This is a genomic window from Mesorhizobium sp. WSM4884 (assembly GCF_029625675.1).
Lineage (GTDB): Bacteria > Pseudomonadota > Alphaproteobacteria > Rhizobiales > Rhizobiaceae > Mesorhizobium.
Window position 1 is genome coordinate 45,151 of record NZ_JARTVO010000019.1, and the last position, 24,162, is coordinate 69,312.

At 60.5% G+C, this 24,162-nt stretch carries 28 protein-coding genes; 16 read left to right on the plus strand and 12 right to left on the minus strand.

Annotation, left to right across the window (positions count from 1 at the left end; translation table 11 throughout):
- Positions 1 to 46 precede the first annotated feature (46 nt).
- Positions 47 to 826: a universal stress protein gene (locus P9236_RS24410; RefSeq protein ID WP_278077165.1), complete on the plus strand. Its 780-nt coding sequence runs from the start codon at positions 47 to 49 to the stop codon at positions 824 to 826.
- Positions 827 to 969: 143 nt separating this feature from the next.
- Here P9236_RS24410 and fixJ read toward each other — a convergent pair whose 3' ends face one another.
- The 3 genes from fixJ to P9236_RS24425 are packed head-to-tail and all read right to left on the minus strand — an operon-like array spanning position 970 to position 3,293.
- Positions 970 to 1,596: a response regulator FixJ gene (gene fixJ / locus P9236_RS24415; RefSeq protein ID WP_278077166.1), complete on the minus strand. Its 627-nt coding sequence runs from the start codon at positions 1,594 to 1,596 to the stop codon at positions 970 to 972.
- A complete protein-coding gene (locus P9236_RS24420) occupies positions 1,586 to 3,091 on the minus strand; it encodes a PAS domain S-box protein (RefSeq protein WP_278077167.1) in 1,506 nt (501 codons plus the stop codon). The genes fixJ and P9236_RS24420 overlap by 11 nt, the downstream gene beginning before the upstream one ends.
- Before the next feature lie 43 nt (positions 3,092 to 3,134).
- Complete coding sequence (locus P9236_RS24425) at positions 3,135 to 3,293, minus strand: hypothetical protein (RefSeq protein WP_278077168.1); 159 nt, start codon at positions 3,291 to 3,293, stop codon at positions 3,135 to 3,137.
- A 298-nt stretch (positions 3,294 to 3,591) separates the two neighbouring features.
- On the opposite strand from P9236_RS24425, the gene P9236_RS24430 reads away from it, so the two are divergent.
- Together P9236_RS24430 and P9236_RS24435 are read left to right on the plus strand one after the other, a co-directional pair.
- On the plus strand, positions 3,592 to 4,023 hold the full coding sequence (locus tag P9236_RS24430; protein WP_278077169.1) for a Spy/CpxP family protein refolding chaperone: 432 nt from the start codon (positions 3,592 to 3,594) through the stop codon (positions 4,021 to 4,023).
- A gap of 59 nt (positions 4,024 to 4,082) precedes the next feature.
- Positions 4,083 to 4,745, plus strand: coding sequence for a hypothetical protein (locus tag P9236_RS24435; RefSeq protein WP_278077170.1), 663 nt, complete (start codon positions 4,083 to 4,085; stop codon positions 4,743 to 4,745).
- Positions 4,746 to 4,825: 80 nt separating this feature from the next.
- On the opposite strand, the gene P9236_RS24440 is transcribed toward P9236_RS24435, so the two are convergent.
- Entirely contained in the window at positions 4,826 to 5,659 is an 834-nt protein-coding gene (locus P9236_RS24440; RefSeq protein ID WP_278077171.1) for a universal stress protein, read from the minus strand.
- 128 nt (positions 5,660 to 5,787) lie between these two features.
- Here P9236_RS24440 and P9236_RS24445 point away from each other — a divergent pair, with 128 nt between their 5' ends.
- The gene (locus tag P9236_RS24445; protein WP_278077172.1) at positions 5,788 to 6,186 is read left to right on the plus strand and encodes a c-type cytochrome; all 399 of its coding nucleotides are present in this window, start codon (positions 5,788 to 5,790) and stop codon (positions 6,184 to 6,186) included.
- 30 nt (positions 6,187 to 6,216) lie between these two features.
- A complete protein-coding gene (locus P9236_RS24450; protein WP_278077173.1) occupies positions 6,217 to 7,188 on the plus strand; it encodes a metallophosphoesterase in 972 nt (323 codons plus the stop codon).
- On the opposite strand, the gene P9236_RS24455 is transcribed toward P9236_RS24450, so the two are convergent.
- Positions 7,153 to 7,650: a CDP-archaeol synthase gene (locus P9236_RS24455; protein WP_278077174.1), complete on the minus strand. Its 498-nt coding sequence runs from the start codon at positions 7,648 to 7,650 to the stop codon at positions 7,153 to 7,155. The genes P9236_RS24450 and P9236_RS24455 overlap by 36 nt on opposite strands.
- Before the next feature lie 229 nt (positions 7,651 to 7,879).
- Between P9236_RS24455 and P9236_RS24460 the strand changes: the two genes are divergently transcribed.
- The 4 genes from P9236_RS24460 (at position 7,880) to P9236_RS24475 (ending at position 10,970) form a co-directional block, all read left to right on the plus strand.
- The gene (locus P9236_RS24460) at positions 7,880 to 8,083 is read left to right on the plus strand and encodes a hypothetical protein (RefSeq protein ID WP_278077175.1); all 204 of its coding nucleotides are present in this window, start codon (positions 7,880 to 7,882) and stop codon (positions 8,081 to 8,083) included.
- A gap of 831 nt (positions 8,084 to 8,914) precedes the next feature.
- Positions 8,915 to 9,625 (plus strand): Bax inhibitor-1/YccA family protein, encoded by a 711-nt coding sequence (locus tag P9236_RS24465; protein WP_278077176.1) that lies wholly within the window; start codon positions 8,915 to 8,917, stop codon positions 9,623 to 9,625.
- 42 nt (positions 9,626 to 9,667) lie between these two features.
- Positions 9,668 to 9,970, plus strand: a complete 303-nt coding sequence (locus P9236_RS24470; RefSeq protein WP_278077177.1) for an XRE family transcriptional regulator — start codon at positions 9,668 to 9,670, stop codon at positions 9,968 to 9,970.
- A gap of 22 nt (positions 9,971 to 9,992) precedes the next feature.
- Positions 9,993 to 10,970 (plus strand): ribose-phosphate pyrophosphokinase, encoded by a 978-nt coding sequence (locus P9236_RS24475; RefSeq protein WP_278077178.1) that lies wholly within the window; start codon positions 9,993 to 9,995, stop codon positions 10,968 to 10,970.
- Here the strand turns inward: P9236_RS24475 and P9236_RS24480 are convergent.
- The gene (locus P9236_RS24480; RefSeq protein ID WP_278077179.1) at positions 10,915 to 11,955 is read right to left on the minus strand and encodes a hypothetical protein; all 1,041 of its coding nucleotides are present in this window, start codon (positions 11,953 to 11,955) and stop codon (positions 10,915 to 10,917) included. The two genes, P9236_RS24475 and P9236_RS24480, sit on opposite strands and share 56 nt — an antisense overlap.
- Before the next feature lie 137 nt (positions 11,956 to 12,092).
- On the opposite strand from P9236_RS24480, the gene P9236_RS24485 reads away from it, so the two are divergent.
- Both P9236_RS24485 and P9236_RS24490 read left to right on the plus strand, forming a co-directional pair.
- A complete protein-coding gene (locus tag P9236_RS24485) occupies positions 12,093 to 13,010 on the plus strand; it encodes a DNA-binding protein (protein ID WP_278077181.1) in 918 nt (305 codons plus the stop codon).
- The gene (locus P9236_RS24490) at positions 12,988 to 13,413 is read left to right on the plus strand and encodes a DUF3775 domain-containing protein (RefSeq protein WP_278077183.1); all 426 of its coding nucleotides are present in this window, start codon (positions 12,988 to 12,990) and stop codon (positions 13,411 to 13,413) included. The genes P9236_RS24485 and P9236_RS24490 overlap by 23 nt, the downstream gene beginning before the upstream one ends.
- Before the next feature lie 362 nt (positions 13,414 to 13,775).
- Here the strand turns inward: P9236_RS24490 and P9236_RS24495 are convergent, their stop codons facing one another.
- Entirely contained in the window at positions 13,776 to 14,312 is a 537-nt protein-coding gene (locus tag P9236_RS24495; protein ID WP_278077184.1) for an Hsp20/alpha crystallin family protein, read from the minus strand.
- Positions 14,313 to 14,876: 564 nt separating this feature from the next.
- Here P9236_RS24495 and P9236_RS24500 point away from each other — a divergent pair.
- The 4 genes from P9236_RS24500 (at position 14,877) to P9236_RS24515 (ending at position 20,013) form a co-directional block, all read left to right on the plus strand.
- Positions 14,877 to 15,845: an HlyD family efflux transporter periplasmic adaptor subunit gene (locus P9236_RS24500; RefSeq protein WP_347405205.1), complete on the plus strand. Its 969-nt coding sequence runs from the start codon at positions 14,877 to 14,879 to the stop codon at positions 15,843 to 15,845.
- Positions 15,829 to 18,561, plus strand: a complete 2,733-nt coding sequence (rbbA, locus tag P9236_RS24505; RefSeq protein ID WP_278077186.1) for a ribosome-associated ATPase/putative transporter RbbA — start codon at positions 15,829 to 15,831, stop codon at positions 18,559 to 18,561. The genes P9236_RS24500 and rbbA overlap by 17 nt, the downstream gene beginning before the upstream one ends.
- A 4-nt stretch (positions 18,562 to 18,565) precedes the next feature.
- On the plus strand, positions 18,566 to 19,690 hold the full coding sequence (locus P9236_RS24510) for an ABC transporter permease (protein ID WP_278077187.1): 1,125 nt from the start codon (positions 18,566 to 18,568) through the stop codon (positions 19,688 to 19,690).
- A gap of 80 nt (positions 19,691 to 19,770) precedes the next feature.
- Positions 19,771 to 20,013, plus strand: coding sequence for a hypothetical protein (locus P9236_RS24515; RefSeq protein WP_278077188.1), 243 nt, complete (start codon positions 19,771 to 19,773; stop codon positions 20,011 to 20,013).
- A 151-nt stretch (positions 20,014 to 20,164) separates the two neighbouring features.
- Here P9236_RS24515 and P9236_RS24520 read toward each other — a convergent pair whose 3' ends face one another.
- From P9236_RS24520 to P9236_RS24535, 5 genes are all read right to left on the minus strand, one after another.
- A complete protein-coding gene (locus P9236_RS24520) occupies positions 20,165 to 20,563 on the minus strand; it encodes a response regulator (protein WP_278077189.1) in 399 nt (132 codons plus the stop codon).
- A gap of 124 nt (positions 20,564 to 20,687) precedes the next feature.
- Positions 20,688 to 21,077, minus strand: a complete 390-nt coding sequence (locus P9236_RS30880; protein WP_347405206.1) for a LuxR C-terminal-related transcriptional regulator — start codon at positions 21,075 to 21,077, stop codon at positions 20,688 to 20,690.
- Positions 21,078 to 21,094: 17 nt separating this feature from the next.
- Positions 21,095 to 21,301, minus strand: coding sequence for a response regulator (locus P9236_RS30885; protein WP_347405207.1), 207 nt, complete (start codon positions 21,299 to 21,301; stop codon positions 21,095 to 21,097).
- Positions 21,291 to 22,718: a PAS domain-containing sensor histidine kinase gene (locus P9236_RS24530; RefSeq protein ID WP_278077190.1), complete on the minus strand. Its 1,428-nt coding sequence runs from the start codon at positions 22,716 to 22,718 to the stop codon at positions 21,291 to 21,293. Before P9236_RS24530 ends, P9236_RS30885 begins: the two co-directional genes overlap by 11 nt.
- Before the next feature lie 342 nt (positions 22,719 to 23,060).
- On the minus strand, positions 23,061 to 23,333 hold the full coding sequence (locus P9236_RS24535; RefSeq protein WP_278077191.1) for a hypothetical protein: 273 nt from the start codon (positions 23,331 to 23,333) through the stop codon (positions 23,061 to 23,063).
- 397 nt (positions 23,334 to 23,730) lie between these two features.
- Between P9236_RS24535 and P9236_RS24540 the strand changes: the two genes are divergently transcribed.
- Entirely contained in the window at positions 23,731 to 24,054 is a 324-nt protein-coding gene (locus tag P9236_RS24540; RefSeq protein ID WP_278077192.1) for an SDR family NAD(P)-dependent oxidoreductase, read from the plus strand.
- Positions 24,055 to 24,162: the final 108 nt, after the last annotated feature.

Here is a 24,162-nt window from a genome sequence, read left to right on the forward strand (position 1 = left end):
GCTGGGGCGCCCGCTAAGACGGTTAAAGGCGGAGTGGGAGTGAGCGATGAGCTACAAGGATATTCTGATTTTTCTCGACGGTTCCACCGACAGCAATGCGCGAATGGAGTTTGCCTTTTCGCTGGCTCAAGCGCACGGCGCGAGGCTGACGGGTGTCGACGTGGACGCGGCGGCGGCTTTCGAGGGCGAATGGGCCGAGCGAGCGAAATCGCTCGCAGAGACGTTCCATGCCGCCGCAAATCGGTCGGGCGTGCACGTCCGCTTCAAGATCGCGGATCGCTATGCGGCGGGATGGAAGGACTTCTACGCGCACTATGCGGATCTGCTGATAGCAACGCAGCCCAACCAGGAGGCTTCTGGCAGAGTCCTCTCCGGGGTCCCCGAGCAGGTCCTGATGACGGCGGGGGTGCCGATGATCATGCTGCCCCAAGGCTGGAAGCCGCGGCCCGTTGGCAAGGAAGTCGTAATCGCGTGGTCGCCCAGCGCTCAAGCCACGCGCGTGGTGCACGGCGCCATGCCGATCCTCGCCCGCGCGCAGAAAGTGACGGCGTTTGCATTCGATCCACCGGCCGACGGGGAGGACACGGACGTCGAGCTGCTTCGCGAGCATCTGCTTGCCCATGGGGTCAGAATCAAGATCGACAAGTGGTCTAACGCTGGCGGCCTGTCGCCGATCGAGGCTCTGTTTGCTTCCCCGGCACTCGAAGAAGCGGATCTCGTCGTGGCCGGGGCTTACAGCCATTCGCGGTTCCGCGAAGCCCTGTTCGGCGGAATGACCAAATCCTTGCTCCAGCAATTCTCGCTGCCGGTGCTGGTGTCGCACTGAATGGTGCAACCTGGGAAAGGTCAAACTGGCGACTTGTCTTCGGAGGCCATCCATCTGTTCTGCTCGCACGGCGTTCGCCTCGATCAGAAAGAGAGATGGTCCTATGGCGAAGCGAGCGATTAGCGACCCGAGAATTCGCCGGATCACCTGCGCTCATCGAGCAAATCCATGGCGATTGCCATCCTTACAAGTTCTGGAAGGCTCCTGGCCTGCATCTTCGCCATGACGTTGGCGCGATGGATCTCGACGGTTCGCGGATTGATGTTGAGATCATAGGCAATAGTCTTGTTCGACAGTCCCGCGACCATGGCCGACAGGACTTCACGCTCCCGGTCCGACAACAGCTCGAGCCGCAACTGAAGTGCTGAAGCGTCATTATCGCTCTTGGCAGCATCATCAAATCTGTTTGCAGCCCGTTTGATGGCGTCGACCAGCACATCGTCCTCGAACGGCTTTTCGATGAAATCGACAGCGCCCGCTCTCATGGCTGCTACGGCCAGGGGTACATCACCACGACCTGTAATGACGATCGAGGGCATCATCGCCCCCATCTCGTTAAGCCGCTCCAGGAGTTCGACGCCGCTCATGTCCGGCATGCCGAGATCGGTAACGAGACACGCATTGCCGGCACTGGGGGCCGCAGCAAGGAAGCTCGTGGCTGACTCATGAACACGCACGTTGAAACCCATCACACTCAGCAGAAAACCAAGGGACCTGCGAACCGGCTCCTCATCGTCAACGATGTGGACCACATAGGCGTCAGTTCGCATCCGGCGCCTCTTCTGTCGCTATGGGCAGGGACAGTCGGAACGTCGCCCCACCGTTCCCGTTTCGGCGGGCTGCTATCTTGCCACCGTGCGCTTCGACGATGCGCTTGGAGATTGAAAGCCCGATTCCCATGCCGCTGGCTTTGCTGGTGACGAAAGGCTGGAACAGGTTGGCGGCAATGTCGTCCGAGATGCCCGGCCCGGTGTCAGCCACGTCGATCAGCATATGTCCGTCGTCGCGCGTTGTGCGGACGATCAACTCGCGCTTGGCACTTTCGCGCATCGCCTCCATAGCGTTGCGCATCAAATTTATCAAAACCTGCTGGATTTGCACCCGGTCGACCAGAACCTCCTCAGTATCAGGAGCGAATTCGAACACCGAGCGCACGCCTTGCTCCCGAGAGCCGACGAGCGCCAAAGCTCCAGCCTCCTCGATCAGCTTGCGCACATCTTCCGGGGACTTCTCGGTCTCGCCGCGAGTCACGAATTCGCGCAGATGGCGAATAATGCCTCCGGCTCGAAGCGACTGCTTTGCTATCTCCTCAAGCGCCTCGCCTAAAGGCTCGGCTGTCTTGTCATCCAAAGCTTTCAGAAACCGGACGCAACCTTGCGAATAGTTCGCGATGGCCGATAGGGGTTGATTGAGCTCGTGTGCGAGTGTCGAAGCCATCTCGCCAAGTTCGTTCAGACGGGCGAGCCGGGCCAGTTCGCTTTGGAGTTCCTGCAACCGTGCTTCGGATTCCTCGCGTTCTGTCAGATCCCGAATGAAGCCGGTGAAGAACCTTCCCGCGGCGGATCTCATCTCGCCGACAGATAGCTTCATCGGAAACGTCGACCCATCCTTTCTGCGTCCGACAACCACGCGGTCCACGCCAATAATGCGCTTCTCTCCAGTACCGAGATAGCGCTGAATGTAGCTGTCATGTTCACTTTGATATGGCTCCGGCATCAGAAGACGGACATTGTGGTTCAGAACCTCCGCCTCCGTGTAGCCAAACTGACGAACGGCTGCCGCGCTAAAGGAGGTGATGAGCCCCTTCTCGTCGATCACGACGGTCGCGTCGGGGACAGTGTCCAGAATCGAGCGCAGATGCGCCTCGCGCGACCTTAGCTGATCTTCGGTGCGGTCAAGTGCCCGGCGCGCGTGATGCAGCATCTCTCCCATCCAGGCGATCGTAAGACCGACAATGCCAAAGACGGCGGCTTGCAGCCAGCTGATTTGATCGATGCCAGTGAAGTAGACCGCGGACGCAAATGAAAAAAAGACCGCAACCAGGCCAGGACCGATGCCGCCCAGGATCGCTCCGATCAAGATGACGGGAATGAAAAGTAAGAAGGCAAGGTTAGTCCCGAGGACACTGCTCAATGCAAGCCGAACGGCGAATGCGATGGCCACCGCCGCCAGCGCTAGCAGATATCCGTTCAGGCCCTCAAAGCGACGTGAGAACGCCGCCTGAAGCAGGCGGCCTTGCAACCCCGGGACATCTCTTGCAGGCATCGATCTCCCTTCCGTAAGGAAGCGCGCCGCCGAAGTCGACGCTTCAATACCGTTTCGCCAAAATCGCGCGCACGTTATAGGTTGAGAGCGTGAGCGTGTTTGTCCGATGGCAAAGATAATCCCGTGCGCTATGCGCGGGCAATTGCTCTGTTTTCTGAAGACGAGCTTCTTCCTGCTCAAGCACCTGCCAGCCCTTGATCACTCGTCGCCGCTCCGATCTCGCCTCCCGGCAGATACCGACAATGGGCTATGTTGGCACGCGCAACCACCGTCCACGCCCACGTGATACGCCCTCCAGCCGTTTTGACGCAGGTCAATGCCGCCGCTCCCATCTCGGGATGTTCTTGGCCGCACGATTCAGACCATTGAACGGAGTAAGGCCGATGTGCAACTTGCGGAGTGTTTTCGCGGCGGGACTGTTGCTGAGCATTGCCGCATTACCTGTGGCGGCTCGGGCTGACGACAATGACGGCTGGAGGCCTCGCTGGGGTATGGGCCGAATGATGATGGACCAGTGGGGCGGCCCGATGGGTGACTTCGACCCAGGCGAGATGATCGATCGAATTGACGGACGCTTGGCCTTCCTCAAGACGGAACTTGAGATCACCGAGAAACAGAAGCCGTCTTGGGATGAGCTGGCATCTGTTATTCGCAGTACGGCCGAGACGCACAACGCGTTGATGCAGAGCATGATCAAGGAATTCCGCGAAGGCGACTTCCTTAAGAAGCCCTTGCCCGAGCGGCTTGCTTATCAGCAATCCCATCTCGAAGCGCGGCTGGAGCAGATAAAAGCAGTCCGGGCGGCGGTTGAAAAACTGTACGCAACACTGAACGACAAGCAGAAGAAGGCAGCCGACGAGATCGTCCTGCCGATGATGGGGATGGGTATGGGGCGCTCGGGCGGGTTCGGTCCTGGAATGATGGTCAGATAGCGCCCATTGCGTCCCGCTGTCGACGTCTCGGGTCGAATTCACCGTGGGAGCATGGATCGATGAGGAGCAACGGCGGAGACACTGAACACATACCCGTCGTGCTTCGCCTCCTTGCATGGCTGACCATCCTGACCTCAGCCTGCGTCAACCAGGCGGCCAGTGCGACGGTGTTTCCGGCAGAAGTCACTTACAGCAACCGGACCGAGGAGACCGAGGAAGCCAAGGCTTGCGAGATCATCCTGGATGCGAGCAATCCCCCATCCGCGGAAGCCGTCAAGTTCGTCGCGTTTGCCGGTTACAACAAATACGACGGGGCTGTTCTGGCCGGCTTCCTCATGGCTGCCGCCGATCTCACGGCCAACGACAAATATCGAATAGTGCAGATTTCGGACGCCGTGTTCAGCTCCCGCGAATTCACCTCGCTCGGTCATCTGGACTACGAGGCCTATGAGGACGGCACCGTCATGGCGGCGACGCAAGATCCGGTGGTCGCCGCGACATTCGTCAACGCGGTGTTTGCCGGAACATATGAAGTGCGTTTTGCGCGTTCGGACTCACGCGGCGAAATGCGGACCTACAAGATCGCATCTCCTCCGGAGGAGGCCGTAACAAACAGTTTCATGCGCTGTCTGAAGCTTTTCGCCGACGAGTCCAGCCGCACTTGGCGCAATATCAATCTAAGGCGACTATCGGAGGACGATTGGAATCGGGCAGGACGGTAGCGTCGGCGCATTCGGACCAAGCGACAGATGGCACCAGACCTATTCTGCGTTCGTAGGCCCGTTCTGCATTCGTGGGTTTGTCATCGCGCCAGAAGGACCGGCAGTGTCGGTCGTTCGAGAATCGATCTGGTGACACCGCCAAGAATGCGCTCGCGCAGGCGTGAATGCCCGTAGGCGCCCATCACCATTAGGTCGGCGTCGATATCCGCCGCATGCTGGCGAAGCACGTCGGCGACGGAATGGTCCGCATTAGGCAGCCGGTCGACCGTAACTCTTGCTCCATGTCGGGCAAGGTAGGCCGCAACGTCGGCTCCGGGCTCCGCACCGTGCACTTCGTTCCGGATCGGGTCGACCACGACGATATGCACCTCCTCGGCGCCGATTAAAATGTCGAGTGATTCGCGAACTGCGCGCGACGACTCTATACGAGCATCCCATGCAACCAAGACGCGTTTAGGCTTCAACGTCGGTCGCGAACCCTCGGGGATGAGCAGCAATGGCTTTCCGGAAGAAAACAACGCTCCCTCTATCACCTTGCCCTTCAGCGTCTTCCCGGTAAGCATTTCCGGCCCCGCGACGGTGATATCGGCATAGCGTGCGCGGCGTCCAATCGTTTCCTCGGCCCATCGGGCTTCCGGATACTCGCAGGCAATGTCGGCGGAAAGCGCCCGGCCAGCAAGGAAAGCCGACACGGCCTCCGTTCTCTGTTTCAGAAGCTGTTCGTCGGCCTGACGCTCCTTCAGCCAATCTTCTGAGACGATTGCGGCATACTCACCAACGGGTGGCGGCGCAGCGAGGACTACGACGAGGACGGCAAGATGGGCATCAACCTGCTCGCAGAGGTGGGCGGCGATCTGCAGATCGCCATCGCCCATGTCCGGTCCGGTGATCGTTAGTATCGTCTTGAATGACATAGCAGCCGCTCCCGTTGGTCGAGGTTCGTGAACAGTAACGAGACCGCGCACGCGGGCATTGCGTTGCGTCAAAGCAGGGCCTGTAAGATGGATTAGAGTTCTTCCTCGGCAGCGATGGGGAGCGTGCTATGAGATTGTGGACGATGGCGGCGTGCGTCGGCTTCACCTTGAGCCCGGCTACCGCTCAGGAAATGTCCTACGGCGAGGCGGAATATTTGAACTCGTGCGCGGTGTGCCACGGCGTCGGCGGCAGGGGCGACGGACCGCTGGGGAATTTTTTGCTCAAGCATCCGCCCGATCTGACGCATCTGTCCGCACGCAACGGTGGTAGGTTCCCCTATTCGAGGGTCTTTGCAACCATTGACGGTCGCTACGCCATACCGAGCCACGGCAATCGCGAGATGCCGGTCTGGGGTCGGCAGTTTCTCGAAGAAGACGCCAAGACCTACGGCCCAAGCGGTGGCGAGGTGGTAACCACCGAACGCATCCATAACCTGGCAGGTTACATCGAAACCCTGCAACGCTAGATTCAGGCGGCAATGACCGCGCGATGGACGATGACTGACATCAGCCCCAGGTTGGACGAACGCCTTGGCCGAATCCATGCAATGCAACGCCTGGGCATAGAAGACGACCACGAGGCGCAAGTCTTCGGCCAAGGTCTGAACTTCTTTCACCTGGAAAACTGGTATTCGGTCCATGCTGTGATCCGCAACGTGCTTCGGATCTGCGGTCTCTATGGGCGCGGATGCCGCAATGCCGGCAACGTCCAGGTCCGAACCAACCGCATCGCGTCGGCGAAACTGCCAAGCGAATTTGAGGGTTTTCGGATATTGCAGCTCAGCGATCTCCACGCCGACATGAGCCGCCCGGCAATGAATCGGGTTATCGAACTGGTCGCTGATCTGGACTACGATATCTGCGTCCTCACGGGAGACTTCCGCGCAAAGACGTTTGGCCCTTTCGAGGCTGCTTTGTCTGGCGTCGCGCGCGTGCGAGCGTCTCTGAAGGGGCCCCTCTACGGCGTGCTTGGCAACCATGACACTGTGCGAATGGTCCCAGCGCTGGAGGATATGGGCGTTCGCATGCTGATGAACGAGCTCGAGGTGGTCGAGCGCGGTGGCGAGCGCATCTACCTGGCAGGAATAGACGATGCGCATTTCTTCAGGGTCGACAATATCGAAAAGGCAGCAGCCGGAGTGCCGGGCGAGGCATTCTCGATCCTGCTTTCCCACACTCCCGAGATATATCGCCAGGCGGCACACGCCGGGTTCAACGTACTGCTCGCGGGTCACACGCACGGTGGCCAGATCTGTCTGCCGGGAGGGATTCCAATTACCCTGGATTCAAAGCTTCCGCGAAGAATGGGCGCCGGTGCCTGGGCGTATCGCGGCATGTTCGGCTATACCTCTGTCGGGGCTGGTTCGAGCGTGGTCGCAGTCCGCCTGAACTGCCTTCCGGAGATAACCGTTCATCAACTTGCCCGTACGGAACTAGTAGGGCCTGTCTCTGATGTGAAGCATGTATAGAAACCGAGAGACCAGAAGCTCGCCGATCCAGAAGGCTCCGACCCCAACCAAAATGTCCCAAACCGAAAGCCCGACAAGGTCCCTGACAAGGACGAGGGGCAAAAGCGACTCGGGCACCTGATCGAGCCCCGGCGCTTCAGCGCTTGAAGCCAATCGCAGCCGACGCTTGAGAAAGCTCGACAGCATATCGCCCACGATGGCGGCGAAACCGACGAGCGCTCCAGCTGGTGCGTTGAGCCCCACAAGGGGTCCGCCGATCGCAGTCGCCAGGACTGCCAGCACGAGGCCTCGAAGCGTCTTCGACTTGCCGAGGAGCGGTTGCCCGTCCCAGAAATGCCAGCCGCCGTCGATCGGCCAAGCGAGCCGGTCGCCAAGCACCTTCTTGGCGATCACGGGGACGCCGTTCGCAAGTGCCAGCAGGAGGAGGCACTGGGCAATCGGCAAGAAATGGAGCTGCACCATGGGCCTTCTCGCATTGACCGGGGGGCGGTGAAGGGAGGGGGCGAGTCAGGCCGCCCAACCAAGATGATGTTCTGCCCGCCGATAATACATGTAGTCGCTGCCATCGCCACGTATTGAGCGCAGCCGCGCCGTGGCCTGTTTCTGCCGATTTGATCTTGGACAAATCCATTGTCCTCGCGGATGCCATAAGCATTTCCGTCTATTGTCCATCCGTCAGGAGTAAAGGCAGATGAAAGTGCTTATCGTCATTTCGCTGGGTTTGGTGCTTGCCGGCTGCGTCAATGAGAGCCGCTATGTTCCCGTCCCAGGTCATGCATACAAGACCGAACCTGGCTGTAAGCGCCATGAAGCCCCCTCGAAGTTCGATCCCGACTGCGATTGTCCGAAGAAGGGCTACAAGGATTTCAAACAGCCGATCCCATGCCCGCTATGATGCGCGGCGAGAGACGCGCGAATGGTCATCCAAGACTTCCTCGCTTCGGTTTCGTTCGAGGATCTGAGGTGCTGCAAAAGTGTTCAATGATCTCTGCCACAAGTTGGGCTATGAGCCGAGATCATCGAATGCCCGAGCCTTGGCCTCGGAACTCATAAATGGGTTCAAGAGTGGCACAGTCCAAGAGGATCAGCTTGGCTCCGAGCTGATTGGCAGGCGTGCGCACCACTTCGCCCTACGCAGTTGGCACGAGATCGTTTGCCTCAGATTCATTGGGCTCTGGCCCGTCCTCCTGCTCGACCGACGAGTTGTTTGTTGCAATGCCGCAGCTCGGACAGCGCCCGCGTTAAATCATCCCTGCGTCGGCTTCCTCCCGCCGAACGTGAAGCCATATTGCTCGTAGAGGTCTGCAACTTTCTCGGGGGCCGAGGCCGCCGCCATTTGCGAGTGCGATCTTTGGACCATTCGTCAGCGCGTGGATAACGCCTCGGAGCAGTTTTCTAGCGCTTTGCTCCCGCGGCGGCCGATAGGCAAACCGACTTGCCAACATTGGCACGCCTGCTGATCACCGGCCAGGCTGCTCAGTCCGGCGGAGCTTGCTCGGCATCCCTGAAACAGAGACTTGCGCTTCTGGTTCGAAGACAGGGAGGACAGATGAACCGTTTCTCGTCGCTCTACAGTCATGAATTTCGCGTGTGGCATCCTGTGTGCCGAAGGCGCAGCTCCTGGGGAGCAATGTCTTAGCGCGCCTTGGCGGGCTTGATCGGCATCAATAACCGACGGCGGCAGTGGTGGCATGATGTCGGGCGATTTGGTGAGGCGGAGCGGCTCATGGTCAACGATCTCCGGAACCCGGACATCCGAGGATATCTCTCCGACGATGTTGATCCCTTCCTGCGGGCCTACATGCTCAAGGTCTACGACTTCATGGCCGGCGGCTTGGCCGTGAGCGGGGCTACAAGCTATCTTGCAATATCGACAGGCCTCTACCAGCAACTCGCAGCAACGCCGCTGATCTGGCTGATAATGCTGGCACCACTTGGATTTGTCTTCTTCCTCAGCTTGCGAATCGACAGGATGAGCCTCGCCGCCGCGCAATTTGCCTTCTGGTCCTATGCAATGCTCATGGGCCTGTCCCTTTCGGGAATATTCCTCGTCTATTCGGGCGCGAGTGTCGCGAAGACCTTCTTCATCACTGCGGCGACCTTCAGCGCGATGGGCCTCTATGGATATACGACCGCGCGCGATCTGACGCGTCTCGGGGCATTCCTGTTCATGGGCCTGATCGGCATCATCCTTGCCAGTCTCGTCAACTTGATGCTGGCGTCTTCCGCGTTGGAAACAGCGATCTCTTTCATCGGCGTGATGCTATTCGTGGCGCTCACCGCTTATGATACGCAACGCATCAAGGCGATCTACGCATCGGGCGATCCGATCGAGAGCGTGTCGAAGAAAGCGCTGTTCGGCGCACTGACGCTGTATCTCGATTTCATCAACCTGTTCCTTATGCTGTTGCGATTCACTGGTGATCGACGCGAATGACGCTCGCGAGGACCGCCCCTGCCATTCAATCTGGTGTCCGTCATGCCGATAACACCTGAACAGTGCCACGCCGGGCGCGTGCTGGCGAAAATCGACCGCGAAGAGTTGGCGACCGAAATAGGCGTGCATGTTGATGTGATCGAAGCTTATGAGGCGGGGCTTGCCTCCGATGGCGAGATCGCGCAGTTGGCTCAACGTTCTCTCGAGAGCCTGGGCGTGGAGTTCCTTCCCGAGGAGAGCGGCTTTGGCGTGGGTGTCCGGCTCAAAGTCGATCGCGCCGGGGCCAGGCAGATCGGCAGCTGGGAAGCGGAGGGCGGGCGCGTAGCGGAAGACGACGTCCCATGACGACGGAATTGGTGAGACAGATATGCGCTTGTTTGCCCTGAAAGAGTCCGACCGGTTGGGCGGGGGCGTCGCGCAGGCGTTGGGTGTTGATCTCGATCCCCATGAAGAACGCGATTTCGAGGATGGTGAGCACAAGGCTCGCCCCCTTGTGAGCGTGCGTGGTGAAGATGTCTACATACTCCACAGCCTCGCAGGCGAGTCGGGGGTGTCCCCCAACGATAAGCTTCTCAAACTTCTCTTCTTCATCGCCACGTGTCGGGAAAACGGCGCAGCGCGCGTTACGGCGATCGCGCCCTATCTTGCCTACGCGCGCAAGGAACGACAGACCAAAGCGCGTGATCCCGTAAGCACGCGCTACGTGGCGCAACTGTTCGAGGCAGTCGGCACCGACTGCCTCGTCACGCTCGACGTCCACAATTTTGCGGCGTTCCAAAACGCCTTCCGCTGTCGAACCCTCCATCTCGATTCAGGTGCCCTCCTTCAGCCCGTGGTGCGCGAACTGGCCGGTGCCGAGCCCATTGTGGTGTTCTCTCCCGACGGCGGCGGCGTGAAGCGCGCGCAGTTGGTGAAGGAAAGGTGCGAAGCGGCAATGGGCAACGAGGTGGGATTCGGCTTCATGGAAAAGCGCCGGAGCCGAGGCGTCGTCTCAGGCGATCTATTCGCTGGCGAGGTGGACGGAAAAGTCGTCTTCCTCGTCGACGACATGATCAGCACAGGCGGTACGATGCTGAGGGCCGCGCGCGCCTGTCGGGAACGCGGCGCCAAGCAAGTCCATGCCATGGCCACCCACGGTCTGTTCGGCAAGGGTTCGGAAGCCCTGCTGATGGACCCGGCCATCGGGCGCATCGTCGTTACCGACAGCGTGGCGTCGGCATCGAAGGCGGGAGCCGGCCGCGAAGCCAAGGTGCAAGTTGTATCAACCGCGCCGCTGATTGCCGAGGCGATCAAGCGCCTGCATGCGAATGGCTCAATTTCCGACCTGGCCGGGATGGAGAGCTGAGCTCCTCCTTCGCGGCGGCGATGTAGGAGAGCGCCAAGCGCGACCATCTTTCGGGTTCACGCACAACTGGATCCAGCAGATGCGCCAGGCAAAGCCGCGCCCGAAGCGACATCCGGAACGCACCGTAGAAAGCCAGGACTTCATCGTCAGGCCGACCGCCGAGGCGAGCCTCGAAGAGATCGAGCAGCACGGGGCGGACCCAGCCTGCCCCCAGCATTGCGCATTCCAGGCCCAGATAGTTGATCTCGTCGTAGGGATCGATGATGCGCAGTGATCGCTCGAACTCGAGGCAATCTATAACCTGCATCGGCGTGCCGATGTGCACGTGCTCAGGCCGCAGGTCGCCATGTCCCTCGACAATGCGACCCGACGCGATGCGAGCCTTGATGCTCGGCATCAGCTGCTTAAAGCGAGCGTCGGCGGCTTCAAGCAAGGGCAGGGCGGCGTCCGAGACGCCGAGCGTCGGCTGACCCAGGATGGCTCGATTGACGGCTTGCTCCCTGATGAGGCTTTCCAGATACAGATTGCCGTCTTCGACCTCTGGCGGGGCGGCCGAGTAGAAGCCGGCCATCAGCTCGCCTACCTTGCGAACGTCTCCCTCGGTCACGATGCCTTCGCGAAGCCTGACATCCAGCAAGTCGGCCCGAGTCAGCCGTTTCATTTCGACCAGCCAGTCGACGGTCCGCCCTTGTCCACCAAGATTGAGGCATCCCTCATCGGTGCATCGCAGCGGAACAACGGAACAATAGGTATCGGCCGCAAGCCGCTTGTTCAGTCGCAGTTCCTCCTCGCAGAAGAACCTGCGCCGGCCAAGCGTGCTGAAGTCGAGGAAGGGATATCGGACCGGCTTCTTCAGCTTGTAGACGCGGTCCTCGGTCAGAAAGACCCAGGACATATGCGTTTCCTGGGCCTCAACAAAGGATGCGGCATGAGGATACGATCTTGCATCGCTCAGGAAGCGCACCTTTGCCGCCAGATCGATCATCGACAATCACCCTTGCAATCGCTCACGCATCGAAACAGATCGACCAAACGGCGCGGCGCGCCTTGACGCGCGTCAACGAGCCCGGCGCTCGTTCGCGTATGGTGCCCTGTTGGACCGATCCGACGAGGTACTTCAGGATGACCATTGAGACCGGCATTCAGACTGTTCCCGCAACGACTATCGCTTCCCAAAGCCTGCCGGCCATCAATTTGATGATCGCAGGCAGGCTGCGTGACTACGCCGATCTCTTGACCCAGCAAGGCGAGGATGGATTTCGCGCCAGAGCCTTTGAGCGCGCAGCCGAAGTGATCACAGCTCTCGACCGGCCGGTTGATGAGATTCTCTCGCAGGAGGGTCGTGAAGGATTGATTGCGCTGCCCGCCGTCGGAACGGGTATCGCCAGCGCGATTGCCGAGATGGTTACCACCGGGCGCTGGTCGCAAATGGACAGGCTGCGGGGAGACCTTGCGCCGGAGGTTCTGTTCCGGAGCATCCCAGGCATCGGCGCGAAATTGGCCGATCGCCTTGCCAAAGATGGCCAGCTGGAGAGTCTGGAGGAACTCGAACATGCCGTTCGGTTCGGCAAGGTCGTCGTGAGGGGCATCGGGCCGCGACGCCGGCGGATGATCGCCGCAGCCATCTCGGAACGCCTCGGGCGGCCGCTTTTCGTTTCCGAAACCACGGTCGCCCGCCCGCCTGTCACACTCCTTTTGCAGGTGGACCGGATGTATCGCGAGCGCGCGGCCGCCGGGCAGCTACGCAAGATAGCGCCGAAGCGTTTCAATCCCACCGGCGACGCCTGGCTACCTATCCTGCATGCCCGCCATGGCGACTGGCATTTCACAGCTCTGTTCTCAAATACGCTGCTCGCCCACCAGCTCAACAAAACGGCTGACTGGGTCGTCATCTACTATCACAAGGACGGCCGGCCTGACGGTCGGTGTACCGTGGTCACAGTTACACGCGGACCATCGCTTGGGCAGCGCGTCGTCCGCGGGCGAGAAAGTCCCGAAGACGAAGAGGAGATATTGAATGAAACGCGGAATCGGAAATGAAGACGCCGAGGCGCCCGAGCTGGCAATTCCCGTCCGGAAAGTCTGTTTCATAATCGCCAAGGCACATGGATTCGATGTCAAGGTTGCCATCACAGAGCCGGACGCAGGATCCAATCCCACGGACGACAACGAGATTGCGGTGCTTCAGGACCATGCCGATGACCCTGTGCGTGAAGAGCTTGGCTCCCTAATCTCGGAGCTTTCCATCGACGAGCAGATCGACCTCGTGACGTTGATGTGGCTCGGCAGGGATGATGGCCAGGCGGAAGATTGGCAAGAGGTTCGCCAGCAGGCAGCCGACGCCCACAACGGACACACGGCTGACTACCTCTGTGGCAATCCGCTTCTTGGTGATCACCTCGAGGCAGGCCTTGACGCTATTGGCCTGTCTTGCGGCGACTAGCATGCCAGCGCCGCCGATCCGGCCACTTTCGGCCGTGATGGTCTGCGGCTTCTGACGGAGTCCGGTATCATCTACACGACAATACTGGTTCAGCTGGACATCGATGCACCGGCAACGCCGAGGCTGATTTTCGTGCAGGAGATCGCAAGGAATTCGAGGCGGACCTTATCGCCGTGACAGCGGGCGAGGCTTCCGCGTTGATGTCACCTTGCGAATCCTCACTGGCTGCGGCACTTCGCGTTGAGCAAGGTTCATCGACGGCCACCTAATGTCTGCAAGTCCAGCGAGCGCTACCAAGCCGGGAAAGAGGCTCCTTCCTCAGCGCCTCGTCCGATGCGCTGAGGAAGCGGTCATTTGCGTCGCTATGCGGCCTTGACGGTGATCTTCTTCTCGGCCTTCTGGGCTTCGGCCGTCTTGGGCAGCTTCACGGTCAGAACACCCTTGGTGAAGCTGGCGTCGATCTTGTCGGCGTCGACCCCCTCAGGCAACTGGAACGACCGCTGGAAGGAGCCGTAGCGGCGCTCCGAGAGGTAGTAGTCCTTCTCCTTTTCCTCCTTCTCTTCCTTCTTCTCGCCCTTGATCGTCAGCACGTTGTTGGCGAGCTTGATCTCGACGTTCTTTTCGTCGATGCCCGGCAGTTCGGCCGTGATCTCGTACTCGTTCGCCTTTTCAATCAGGTCCATCGCCGGCGCGACGGACCAGTCGCTGCGCAGCGCTGGGAAATCCCGGCCAAAAAACGAGCGGGTGGAGGGCAGACGGAGATCGAAAGGATGGAAATCATCGAAGAGCCGGTCGATTTCGCGACGCAGGCTTTCGAACGGCCCCGTCCAGTGATCCGACCTGGCGGCGGGCGCATTCTTCTCGGTTTTCACGGGCAGTTTGGTAGCGGCTTCAGCCATGGTTCTCTCCATAAGACAGGTTGATCAGCAAGTGCCGCGGCCTCCGCTCTTCCACATCAGGTCTCCCAAGAGGCGCTAGAAGAGAAGCCAACGGACCCGCTCGACAGGTGTCCTCGCTGTCATTTTCAAGCTCGACCCATCGAGGCTGGCATCGGAGCACCAGGCTGATCGGCCATCCTTGATCAACATCAAATAAGCCCGAAGAAGAGCCGATCTGAGATCAAGAGAGGTGAAATGATTCCGCTTACAGCCGGCCGAGTTTTGATCGCGGAACATGGCCAGACATAGCCGGGTTGATGCGGATCAACACCAATGCTTTGACGCAGATCAACGACCGTCCGCCGCATCCGGACAAGGGTAAGAATAAGGCGCTGGCGCCCGTCGTCTTCTCTGGCGATTAGGAATCGACGAATGCCCAACACAACGGTCATCGATGACGGCACTGAGTTGCTCCCCTCGAATGACCGTTCGGCGGGCCGAATGCTTGTGCCGAATAAGCCAGAGCTCGGCCTCCCGGAGATCGTTCCTGCCGCCGTGAAACGGCGCCGCCGGCTTTGGCTCGCGTTGGCGCTGGTTGCGATCGCCGGCGCGGCGGCAGGCGGATATTGGTGGCTGCATGCCGCTCCCGCACTGCCCACCGGGATCGCTTTCGGCAACGGCAGGGTCGAGGCAGACGAGATCGACATCGCGGCCAAGTTCAGCGGTCGCATCGCCGCGCTTCTCGTTGATGAGGGTGACGTCGTTCACGCCGGCCAAGTAGTCGCGCGGATGGACACGCAAGACCTCGAGATGTCGCTCCGCAAAGCCGAGGCGCAGGTGCTTGGGGCCAATCGGATGCTCGACGAGGCGCGAGCCGGCGTCGAGCAGCAGAATGCCCAGGCCAAGCTCGCCGAGCAGCAGCTCACCCGCGCGATTGTCCTCGTCGACAAAGGTTATGCGACAGCCGAGGTTCTCGATCAGCGTCAGCAGCAGATGAGCGCTGCCAATGCCGCGCTCGCCGCGGCCAATGCGCGCGTCGGACAAGCCGAACAGACGCTGGCGGCCGCCAACCACGATGTCGACCTCTACCGGATCAATATCGCCGACAATTCGCTCGTCGCTCCTCGCGACGGCCGCGTTCAATATCGCCTCGCTAATATCGGCGAGGTGATCGGGGCAGGCGGCAAGGTCATGACCATGATCGACACGGGCTATGTCTATATGGACATTTTCCTGCCTACGGCGGAAGCCGGCCGCACGACCGTAGGGAGCGCCGCGCGCATCGTACTTGACGCCGCTCCTGAATCACCGATCCCGGCTAAGGTTGTCTTTGTCTCCGGGGAGGCACAGTTCACGCCAAAGGCAGTGGAGACCAAGGCGGAACGCGACAAGCTGATGTTCCGAGTCCGCGTGCGCGTTGATCCCGACTACCTGCGCATCCATGCAGCGGAGGTGAGCTCGGGGGTTCCGGGGCTCGCCTATGTGCACCTCAACGGCGGTGCCGAGTGGCCGACCTTCCTTGCACTAGGGCGGACGGATGAGCCATCTCGCTAGCGTCATCGCCGTCGAGGGGCTCTCGCACTCCTACGGCCGCACGCTCGCGCTCGACGGCGTGGGCCTCAGGGTCCCGGCCGGCGCGCTGGTCGGATTGATCGGCCCGGACGGCGTCGGCAAGTCGACCCTGCTCAGCCTGGTCGCCGGAGCCAAACGCATTCAGACCGGACGCGTGGAGGTCTTCGGCGGCGATATGGCCGACCAGCTCCATCGTTCTGCCGTGTGTCCGCGCATCGCCTTTCTACCGCAGGGGCTTGGCAAGAACCTTTACCCCGATCTCAGCGTCCGGGAGAACATCGATTTCTTCGGACGCCTCTTCGGCGAGCCGGCCGGCGAGCGCTCCCGGCGCATTGACGCGCTGCTCGAGGCGACCGGCCTAGCGCCCTTTCCCGACCGCCCGGCCCGGAAACTCTCAGGTGGCATGCGGCAAAAGCTCGGCCTCTGCTGCGCGCTCGTTCACGACCCTGACCTACTCATTCTCGACGAGCCGACAACCGGCGTCGATCCGCTGTCGCGCCGGCAATTCTGGGAGTTGATCGAACGCATGCGAGCGAGGCGGGCGGGCATGAGCGTGGTCGTAGCCACCGCCTATATGGAGGAGGCGGAGCGCTTCGACGAGCTCATCGCCATGAATGCCGGGCGGATCTTCGCTTCGGCCACGCCGGCTGAACTGAAACGGCTGACAGGGCGGGGGACCCTGGAGGAAAGCTTCATTGCGCTTTTGCCCGAGGCGGTTCGCGCCGGGCGTCGCGCGCTCTCCATTCCGCCGCGGCCATCGGGCGAACACGAGGCGGTCATCGTCGCTCGCGGCCTCACTCGGCGCTTCGGCGAATTCGTAGCAGTCGATGACGTGAGCTTCGCCATCGAACGCGGCGAGATCTTCGGCTTCCTCGGCTCGAACGGCTGCGGCAAGACCACCACGATGAAGATGCTGACCGGGCTGCTGCCGGCCTCCGACGGCAATGCCTGGCTGTTGGGACAGCCGATCGATGCCACCAACATGCGTCTCCGTAGGCGTGTCGGCTACATGTCCCAGTCTTTCTCGCTTTATACCGAGCTGACCGTCGGGCAGAATCTCGATCTGCATGCCCGTCTCTTCCATATCGCCGCCGACAGGGCGAAATCGCGCATTGCCGCGCTCATCGAGCGGTTCGGTTTCGGCCCTTATGTGGACCAGCGGGCATCGGAGCTGCCTCTCGGCATCCGTCAGCGGCTCTCTCTCGCCGTCGCCGTCGTGCATGAGCCGGAGGTCCTTATCCTCGACGAGCCCACCTCCGGAGTTGACCCGCTTGCGCGCGACAGCTTCTGGGAGCTGCTCGTCGAGCTTTCGCGGAGGCAAGGCGTCACCATCTTCGTCTCGACCCATTTCATGAACGAGGCGGCGCGGTGCGATCGCGTCGCGCTCATGCATGGCGGCAAGGTGGTGGCCACCGGCACGCCGACCGAGCTGGCCGAAGCCAAAGGTGCAGCCGATCTCGAGGATGCCTTCGTGGCCTATCTCCAGTCTGCAGGCGGCGAAGGCTCAAGCTCGGTCAGCGGTCCACCAGAGCCTGAGCGCGCCGCGACCTCTTCTTCCGCGCGCGTGGCACCGCGGGCCGGCTTCAGCCTGGGGCGGCTTTTCGCCTATTCGTGGCGCGAGGCGCTGGAGCTTTGGCGCGATCCGGTGCGGCTCGGTTTTGCCCTCCTCGGTACGGCGTTTCTCATGATCGTCTTCGGACTCGGCATCAATACCGATGTCAATCAGGTAACTTTCGCCGTCCTTGACCGCGACAACACGCCGGAAAGCCGTGCCTATCTGCAGGAGTTCCGCGGATCGCCCTATTTTGCGGAACGCAAAACACTGGCCAGCTACGACGATCTCGATCGGGCGCTGCGCAGCGCCGCCTTCGCATTGGCCATCGAGGTGCCGCCGGGCTTCGGCCGCGACATCCGGCGCGGGGCAGCGCCCGAGATTGGCGCTTGGGTCGACGGCGCCATGCCTTTCCGTGCTGAAACCGTCCGCGGCTATCTCGCTGGCCTGCATCAGCAATATGTCGCCGATCTCGCGGACGCGGCCGGCAGTCGGCCAGCGTCGCCGGTCATTGAGACTCGATTCGTCTACAACCAGGACTTCAAGAGCATCTTCGCCATGGTGCCGGGGACGATCGCGATGCTGCTGGCATTCATGCCTGCAATGTTGATGGCTGTTGGCGTCGTCAGGGAGAAGGAGCTGGGTTCGATCGTCAATCTCTACGTCACTCCCGTGACGCGGCTCGAATTTCTCCTGGGCAAGCAACTGCCCTACGTCATCCTTTGCCTGATCAGCTTTCTTACCCTCTTCCTAATGGCCGTTTTGCTGTTCGGCGTGACGCTGAAGGGAAGCTTCTGGGTGCTCTTTCTCGGCGCGCTGCTCTACGTGACGGCGATGACCGGCTACGGCTTGGTGATCTCGGCATTCACGCGAACCCAGATTGCCGCGCTCTTCGTCGCGGGGATCATGACCTCGCTGCCCGCCGTGCAGTTCTCCGGCATGTTGGCGCCCGTCTCCTCGCTGGCGGGTTTTCCGGCCTTCATGGCCCATACCTTCCCGGCGATGTATTTCCTGCGCATTTCGGTCGGCACCTTCACCAAGGCCCTCGGCTTCCAGGAACTTGCCGGAAGCCTGTTGGCGCTCGCGGTCTTCATCCCGATCCTCATCTTGATCAGCCTGGCATTCCTGCGTCGCCAAGAGGCATGATGTCATGCAGCACCTGGCAAACATCTTCTGGCTCGGCACCAAGGAACTGCGCAGCTTCTCGCGCGATTTCGTGCTCTTTGGCTTCGTCATCTACTCCTTCACGCTGGCGGTCTATGCGCAGGCCGAGAGCCCAGCGCAAGAGGCCCACAACTCTTCCGTCGCCATTGTCGATGAGGACCATTCGGCGCTCTCGCGTGCGATTGCCGCAGCCCTGCTGCCACCCTATTTCAGCTCCCCGACCGAGATCGTCGCCAGTCAGGTTGACGAACTGATGGACACCGCCCGCAGCACGTTCGTCCTCGATATTCCACCGCATTTCGAGCGCGACATCCTGGCGGGCCGCCAACCGGTCATCCAGGTCAATGTCGACGCCACCGCCATGATGCAGGCAGGCATCGGCGCCGGCTATCTGCAGCAGATCATCGCTCGCGAAATCGCCCGCTCTGCTGCGGCTTCCGAACCTTCGCAGGCCGAGCCCGTGAATCTCGCCGTTCGCGTCGCCTTCAATCCCAACCTCACCACGCAACTCTTCAATGCGGTCATGGCCATTATCGGCAACGTCAACATGCTTGCCATCATACTTGCGGGTGCGGCAATCATCCGCGAGCGGGAGCGCGGCACGATGGATCATCTGCTGATCATGCCGCTCACGCCTTTCGAGATCGCGGCTGCGAAGGTGTGGGCGAATGGCCTGGTGATCACCGTCGCGGTCGGCCTGTCACTCTGGTTGGTGATAGAGACGCTGCTCGGAATTCGGATCGTCGGTTCCGTTCCGCTCTTCATGGCGGGCGTCACGATCTATTTGTTCTTCGCAACCGCCATCGGCATCTTCCTGGGCACGGTGGCTCGCTCGATGCCGCAGCTTGGGCTCCTGTTCGTCCTGGTCGCTTTGCCAATGAACATCCTGTCCGGCGGCAACACGCCGCTCGACAGCATGCCGGCGTTCTTACGCGCGGTGATGCAGTTATCACCCTCGACCCATTTCGTAAGCTTCGCGCAGGCTATCCTCTATCGAGGTGCCGGCATTGACGTGGTCTGGCCGCAGTTTGCTATCGTCGGAATCGTCGGCGGCGTGTTCTTCGCCCTCTCCATCATGCGTTTCCGCAAGATCAGCGCCGCCATGATGTGAGGTCGGCGCAAGCTCCGGAGTGGTAGCCGCTCATAGTTGGGCCTGTCAGCGGCTTCGTTTGCTGCGATTATCGGCAGCACTTGCTCCTGCTCGAAGGCGACGTGCCGGCGCAGCGCTTCAAAGACCCCTCTGATCATGAAGCCGAGCGCTTCGGCGTTGACGACCGTGCCGCCGTGTCCGATGGCAAGCAAAGTATCCGTCAGATCCCAGGCGGCGCGTTCATCCTCGACATGCTCGGCGTTCAGGCGGCGTATCGAAGCTGCCCGCGCCGCTTGATCGGCACGGCCGTCTCGAATGCCGGAAAGAGATATCCTTCCTCATAGGCATGGTTCTGGCGAAGCAGCGGCACGAACTCGTTCGCACGCGAGCGGGAAGGCGGTGGTCGCAATCCGCCTGATCGCCGACCCTGCACCCTCCAATCCCGACACGCCCAACATTTTTGACGGCCCTCCCAGACGTGCTTACGCCATTCGTTCAATGCCTGTCCTGATGCTCCAGGGCGACCCGAATGCTGTCACTCAGGGTGTGATTGAAGAACGGCTTTTCGACGATAGGGATCCCGGCGGCGGCCGCGCTCTCCCGCAGCATCTTGCTCGGAGACGAGGTGATCATGATCGCCGGCAGCCGAACCTGCCCGTTCCGTAGTCGCTGCAGTAGTTCGAGCCCGTTCACTGCCGGCAAGTTGTAGTCGATGACCAGGCAACCAAAGGGCGGCAGCGCCGCCTCGTTCAACAGCTCTGTCGCATCGGCGTAGGTGCGGACCGAAAACCCCTCGAGCTCGAGCGAGAATTTGAGTGATCTCAGTATCGCCGGGTCGTCGTCAACCACGATTACTGTCGGTTTGTCGCGTGATATGGAATCCGCAGCTTCCATCGCATTGATCTCCAAGCATCCGTTCACGGTCCAGTAAGCCGTTACCAGAGACACTTCGCTTTGACCTGGGGCAAAAACAGCGAAAAGGCCTGCAGATGTCGCCGATCTTGGGAAGGTGGCACTGCTATGAGCGCTCGTTCAGCACGCTCGGGATCAATGCCATACGCACGAGTTCAGACAGATTCGTGGCCCGCATCTTGGTCATCACATGTGCCAGGTAAATCTCGAGGGTCCGCGGGCTTACTTTCAAATCGTGCGCGATCGTTTTGTTCGAAAATCCGGCTATGAGGCCTTCGAGCACCTGCCGTTCAATATTGGACAGCTGAGCAAGCCGGCCCTGAACGTCCAGACATTTGGCTTCCTGCGTCCGCTCATGCTGGTTGAGCGCAGACCGAACCGCAGCCAATACCGCCTCGTCGTCGAAGGGCTTCTCAAGAAAATCGACCGCACCGGCTTCCAAGGCTTTTCTCGCGGGCGCGATATCGCCGTGGCCTGTAATGATGATGACCGGCAAGGCGACGCGGAAGCTTTTTACTCGCCGGAGCAGCTCAAGCCTGTCGATTTCGGCATTCGCAGGTCGGTGACGATGCATCCCCGTTCGGCGCATTCGATGTTCGCCAAAAAGGCAACGGCCGTTTCGTAGCTGCGCACCGAGAGTTGGGCCGTGCCAAGCAGAAAGGCGAGCGACTGGCGCACCGCCTCGTCGTCGACGATATGGACGACACTGTCAGTGGGCATCGATGGCCTCCTCCTTCGTCACCGCAGGCAATGTAAAGCGGAACGTCGTTCCGCCGCTTGGACGCGGCTTGGCTTCGATCTGCCCGCCATGCGCCTCGACAATTGTCCGAGAGATCGAAAGGCCCACTCCCATCCCGCGCGGCTTGGTAGTCGCAAATGGTTGAAACAGCCTCGCCGCCATTTCCTCCGAAATGCCCGAACCAGTATCATCGACCTGCACGACAATCATCATATCGTCTGCGGGCTTCGTGCGAACGGTCAGATTCCGCTCACTTGATTCCTCCATGGCCTCGATGGCGTTTCGGATCAGGTTGACCAGAACCTGCTGAACTTGAACCTTGTCGGCCAGGATAAGATCGGCATGGGGATCGAAGTCGAACGTCACGCGTACGCCCTGGTCCTTGGCGCCGACAAGCGCGAGCGCGGACGCTTCCTCGACGAGCTTGGCAATGTGTTCGACCTGTCTTTCGCTCTCCCTGCGACTGACGAAATCGCGCATGCGCCGAATGATCTGACCGGCTCGCAGCGCCTGATCGGCCGCGCTGTCCAGCGCGTCTCGAAGCATCGCCAGCCGCTCGTCGGCGCTGCCGTCGAGCAGACGGCGTGAACCTTTCAGATAGTTGGCTATGGCCGCCAACGGCTGGTTGAGTTCATGAGCGATCGCCGATGCCATCCCGCCCATCTCAGTTAGGCGTGACACGTGGGCGAGTTCAGACTGCAGCTCCTGAAGTCGTGCTTCGGTTTCCTGCCGCTCCGTCAGATCGCGGATGAAGCCCGTGAAAAATCGCTCGCTCGCCGACCATATCTCTCCGACGGCCAGTTCGATTGGAAACGTCGAGCCGTCTTTGCGCCGCGCTGAAACAACACGGTCAGTTCCAATAATATGTCGCTCCCCGGTGTCGCGGTAGCGCCTGACATAACCATCATGTTCTTCTCGATAAGGCGAGGGCATCAGCAGCGTCACATTGCTCCCGATCGCCTCAGCCGCGGTGTAGCCGAACATCCGCTCGGCGGTCGCGCTGAAGTGCTGGATGATGCCGTGCTCGTTGATGACGATCGTGGCTTCGGGAACTATGTCAATGATCGATTGGAGATGGGCCTCTCGCGTCAAGGCCAGAATGCGCGCCTGCCGCAGCCGTTCACCGATCCAGGCCGTCCCGACCCCGATCAATACAAAGACAGCGCCATTAGCGACCTCCGTCCAACCGACTGCCCTGTAATTGGCAATGAAAAAGAAAACGAGGGGAACGCTCAAGCTGGTGGCCAGAACGCCAGGACCGAAGCCGCCCGCCCCCGCCGCGAGCAGCACGGCGGGCAGGAAGAAGAGGTAAGGAGCTTGATCCTTGAGAACCGATGCCACGACAAACCTCGCGGCGAAGGCGGCAGCGACCGCCGCCAAGGCGATGGCATAGCGCAAAGCTGTTTCTCGTCCTGAGTTCGACCGATTCCGAACCGGCACGCCATTCGATCCTACAGGTGAGTTGACCGGAGAGCCTTCTTACCGCAAGCAGTCGCGACTGAACGTTGATCTGAAGCAAATTTCTCAAGCGAAGCCGATTGGTACGACAATTATCTTGTTGCAGAGAAAAAGGACTGAGATGCCCGCATGTCGTTTTCGCCGACATGCCCCAACGTAAGTGCCTGCTCCTGCCCGGCCGGAACCCGTAGGAGACATGCCTCGAAAATTGGCTCCATGAGCATCTTGACCGCGTACTGCTTGAAGCGCTTCTTGCGCTGTTGCGAGGCGACAGCAGGGCGATCACAGATCGGCACTATCGGGCGGGCCGATCGCTGCAGAGTTTTCCAGCCTGCGCAGGCGGCCACGCTGGTGATCGGTTCCGGTCTCATCCACGAGGAGATCGAAATCCAAGCCGAGATCAGCGGCAAGTAGCCGCGCTTCGTTGAAATAGTTCGCAATCAACTCCTCGGGCATCGAACTCAACCATGACGGATCATCGAGCAAATCCTTGACCTCATGTTTGAATCGATCGCGCGCATATTCAATCACGCGCTCAGTGGTCTCCATGGTCATGTTTAGCTCCACGTCATCACTACCCGACTTGCAGGGTGACTATCGCGCTCCCAGAGTTGCCTAACGGCGCCATGCCAAGATCTTTGTGCGACACGGTCACAACAGGCCCGGCGACTGACGCCGCAGCCACGAGGCGCCAGAACCGGAGGCCAGCGGACCCACCCGACAGGCGTCCCCGCCGATCCGGTCCATTGCTTCGCGATTTCCGCGTTTGGCGCGGATCGTCGCGCCCGCATCGTCAGTTCATGCTCGGCCTATCGAGGCTTGGCATCAAAGCACCGGCCTGAGCAGCCATCATTGATCCTCGTCAAAACGAGCGCGAAGGAGGCCTGTTCCCGACAAACGCGTTGCGCTCGGCGACCGCTAGTTGTGACAGTTGATCAATGGGGCTTCGACCGTGGATTTCAAAGGCAGAACAGCCGTCATTACCGGGGCCGGATCGGGAATTGGCGCGGCTATCGCCATCGAATTGGCTACTCGCGGAGCACATGTCGTCGTTGCCGATGTGGATTTTTCCTCAGCGGAAGACACCGTAACGCAGATTGCGTCGAGGCTCGGCAGCGCCCGCGCTTTCGAGGTCGATGTCGCGAATGCCAGATCGGTCGAGCGAATGGTGAGCTTCGCCGTCAAGACATTTGGAGGGTTGCATCTCGCGGTCAATAACGCCGGCATTGGCGGACCCAGCGAGACCACGGTCGAATACCCATTGGAGGAATGGTAAAAAATTATCGATGTGAATCTCAACGGCGTCTTCCACGGACTGAAATACGAAATTGCCGCCATGCCTTTTCGGCTCAACTTGACGGGGATCAATGTCCCCAAAGGGAGA

What these genes read in the sequence shown, in the direction of transcription:
- P9236_RS24410 (WP_278077165.1), top strand. Translation starts at nt 47, where the DNA reads ATGAGCTACAAGGATATTCTGATTTTTCTCGACGGTTCCACCGACAGC.
- fixJ (WP_278077166.1), bottom strand. Translation starts at nt 1,596, where the DNA reads ATGCGAACTGACGCCTATGTGGTCCACATCGTTGACGATGAGGAGCCG.
- P9236_RS24420 (WP_278077167.1), bottom strand. Translation starts at nt 3,091, where the DNA reads ATGCCTGCAAGAGATGTCCCGGGGTTGCAAGGCCGCCTGCTTCAGGCG.
- P9236_RS24430 (WP_278077169.1), top strand. Translation starts at nt 3,592, where the DNA reads ATGATGATGGACCAGTGGGGCGGCCCGATGGGTGACTTCGACCCAGGC.
- P9236_RS24435 (WP_278077170.1), top strand. Translation starts at nt 4,083, where the DNA reads ATGAGGAGCAACGGCGGAGACACTGAACACATACCCGTCGTGCTTCGC.
- P9236_RS24440 (WP_278077171.1), bottom strand. Translation starts at nt 5,659, where the DNA reads ATGTCATTCAAGACGATACTAACGATCACCGGACCGGACATGGGCGAT.
- P9236_RS24445 (WP_278077172.1), top strand. Translation starts at nt 5,788, where the DNA reads ATGAGATTGTGGACGATGGCGGCGTGCGTCGGCTTCACCTTGAGCCCG.
- P9236_RS24450 (WP_278077173.1), top strand. Translation starts at nt 6,217, where the DNA reads ATGACTGACATCAGCCCCAGGTTGGACGAACGCCTTGGCCGAATCCAT.
- P9236_RS24455 (WP_278077174.1), bottom strand. Translation starts at nt 7,650, where the DNA reads ATGGTGCAGCTCCATTTCTTGCCGATTGCCCAGTGCCTCCTCCTGCTG.
- P9236_RS24460 (WP_278077175.1), top strand. Translation starts at nt 7,880, where the DNA reads ATGAAAGTGCTTATCGTCATTTCGCTGGGTTTGGTGCTTGCCGGCTGC.
- P9236_RS24465 (WP_278077176.1), top strand. Translation starts at nt 8,915, where the DNA reads ATGGTCAACGATCTCCGGAACCCGGACATCCGAGGATATCTCTCCGAC.
- P9236_RS24470 (WP_278077177.1), top strand. Translation starts at nt 9,668, where the DNA reads ATGCCGATAACACCTGAACAGTGCCACGCCGGGCGCGTGCTGGCGAAA.
- P9236_RS24475 (WP_278077178.1), top strand. Translation starts at nt 9,993, where the DNA reads ATGCGCTTGTTTGCCCTGAAAGAGTCCGACCGGTTGGGCGGGGGCGTC.
- P9236_RS24480 (WP_278077179.1), bottom strand. Translation starts at nt 11,955, where the DNA reads ATGATCGATCTGGCGGCAAAGGTGCGCTTCCTGAGCGATGCAAGATCG.
- P9236_RS24485 (WP_278077181.1), top strand. Translation starts at nt 12,093, where the DNA reads ATGACCATTGAGACCGGCATTCAGACTGTTCCCGCAACGACTATCGCT.
- P9236_RS24490 (WP_278077183.1), top strand. Translation starts at nt 12,988, where the DNA reads ATGAAACGCGGAATCGGAAATGAAGACGCCGAGGCGCCCGAGCTGGCA.
- P9236_RS24495 (WP_278077184.1), bottom strand. Translation starts at nt 14,312, where the DNA reads ATGGCTGAAGCCGCTACCAAACTGCCCGTGAAAACCGAGAAGAATGCG.
- rbbA (WP_278077186.1), top strand. Translation starts at nt 15,829, where the DNA reads ATGAGCCATCTCGCTAGCGTCATCGCCGTCGAGGGGCTCTCGCACTCC.
- P9236_RS24510 (WP_278077187.1), top strand. Translation starts at nt 18,566, where the DNA reads ATGCAGCACCTGGCAAACATCTTCTGGCTCGGCACCAAGGAACTGCGC.
- P9236_RS24520 (WP_278077189.1), bottom strand. Translation starts at nt 20,563, where the DNA reads ATGGAAGCTGCGGATTCCATATCACGCGACAAACCGACAGTAATCGTG.
- P9236_RS30885 (WP_347405207.1), bottom strand. Translation starts at nt 21,301, where the DNA reads ATGCCCACTGACAGTGTCGTCCATATCGTCGACGACGAGGCGGTGCGC.
- P9236_RS24535 (WP_278077191.1), bottom strand. Translation starts at nt 23,333, where the DNA reads ATGACCATGGAGACCACTGAGCGCGTGATTGAATATGCGCGCGATCGA.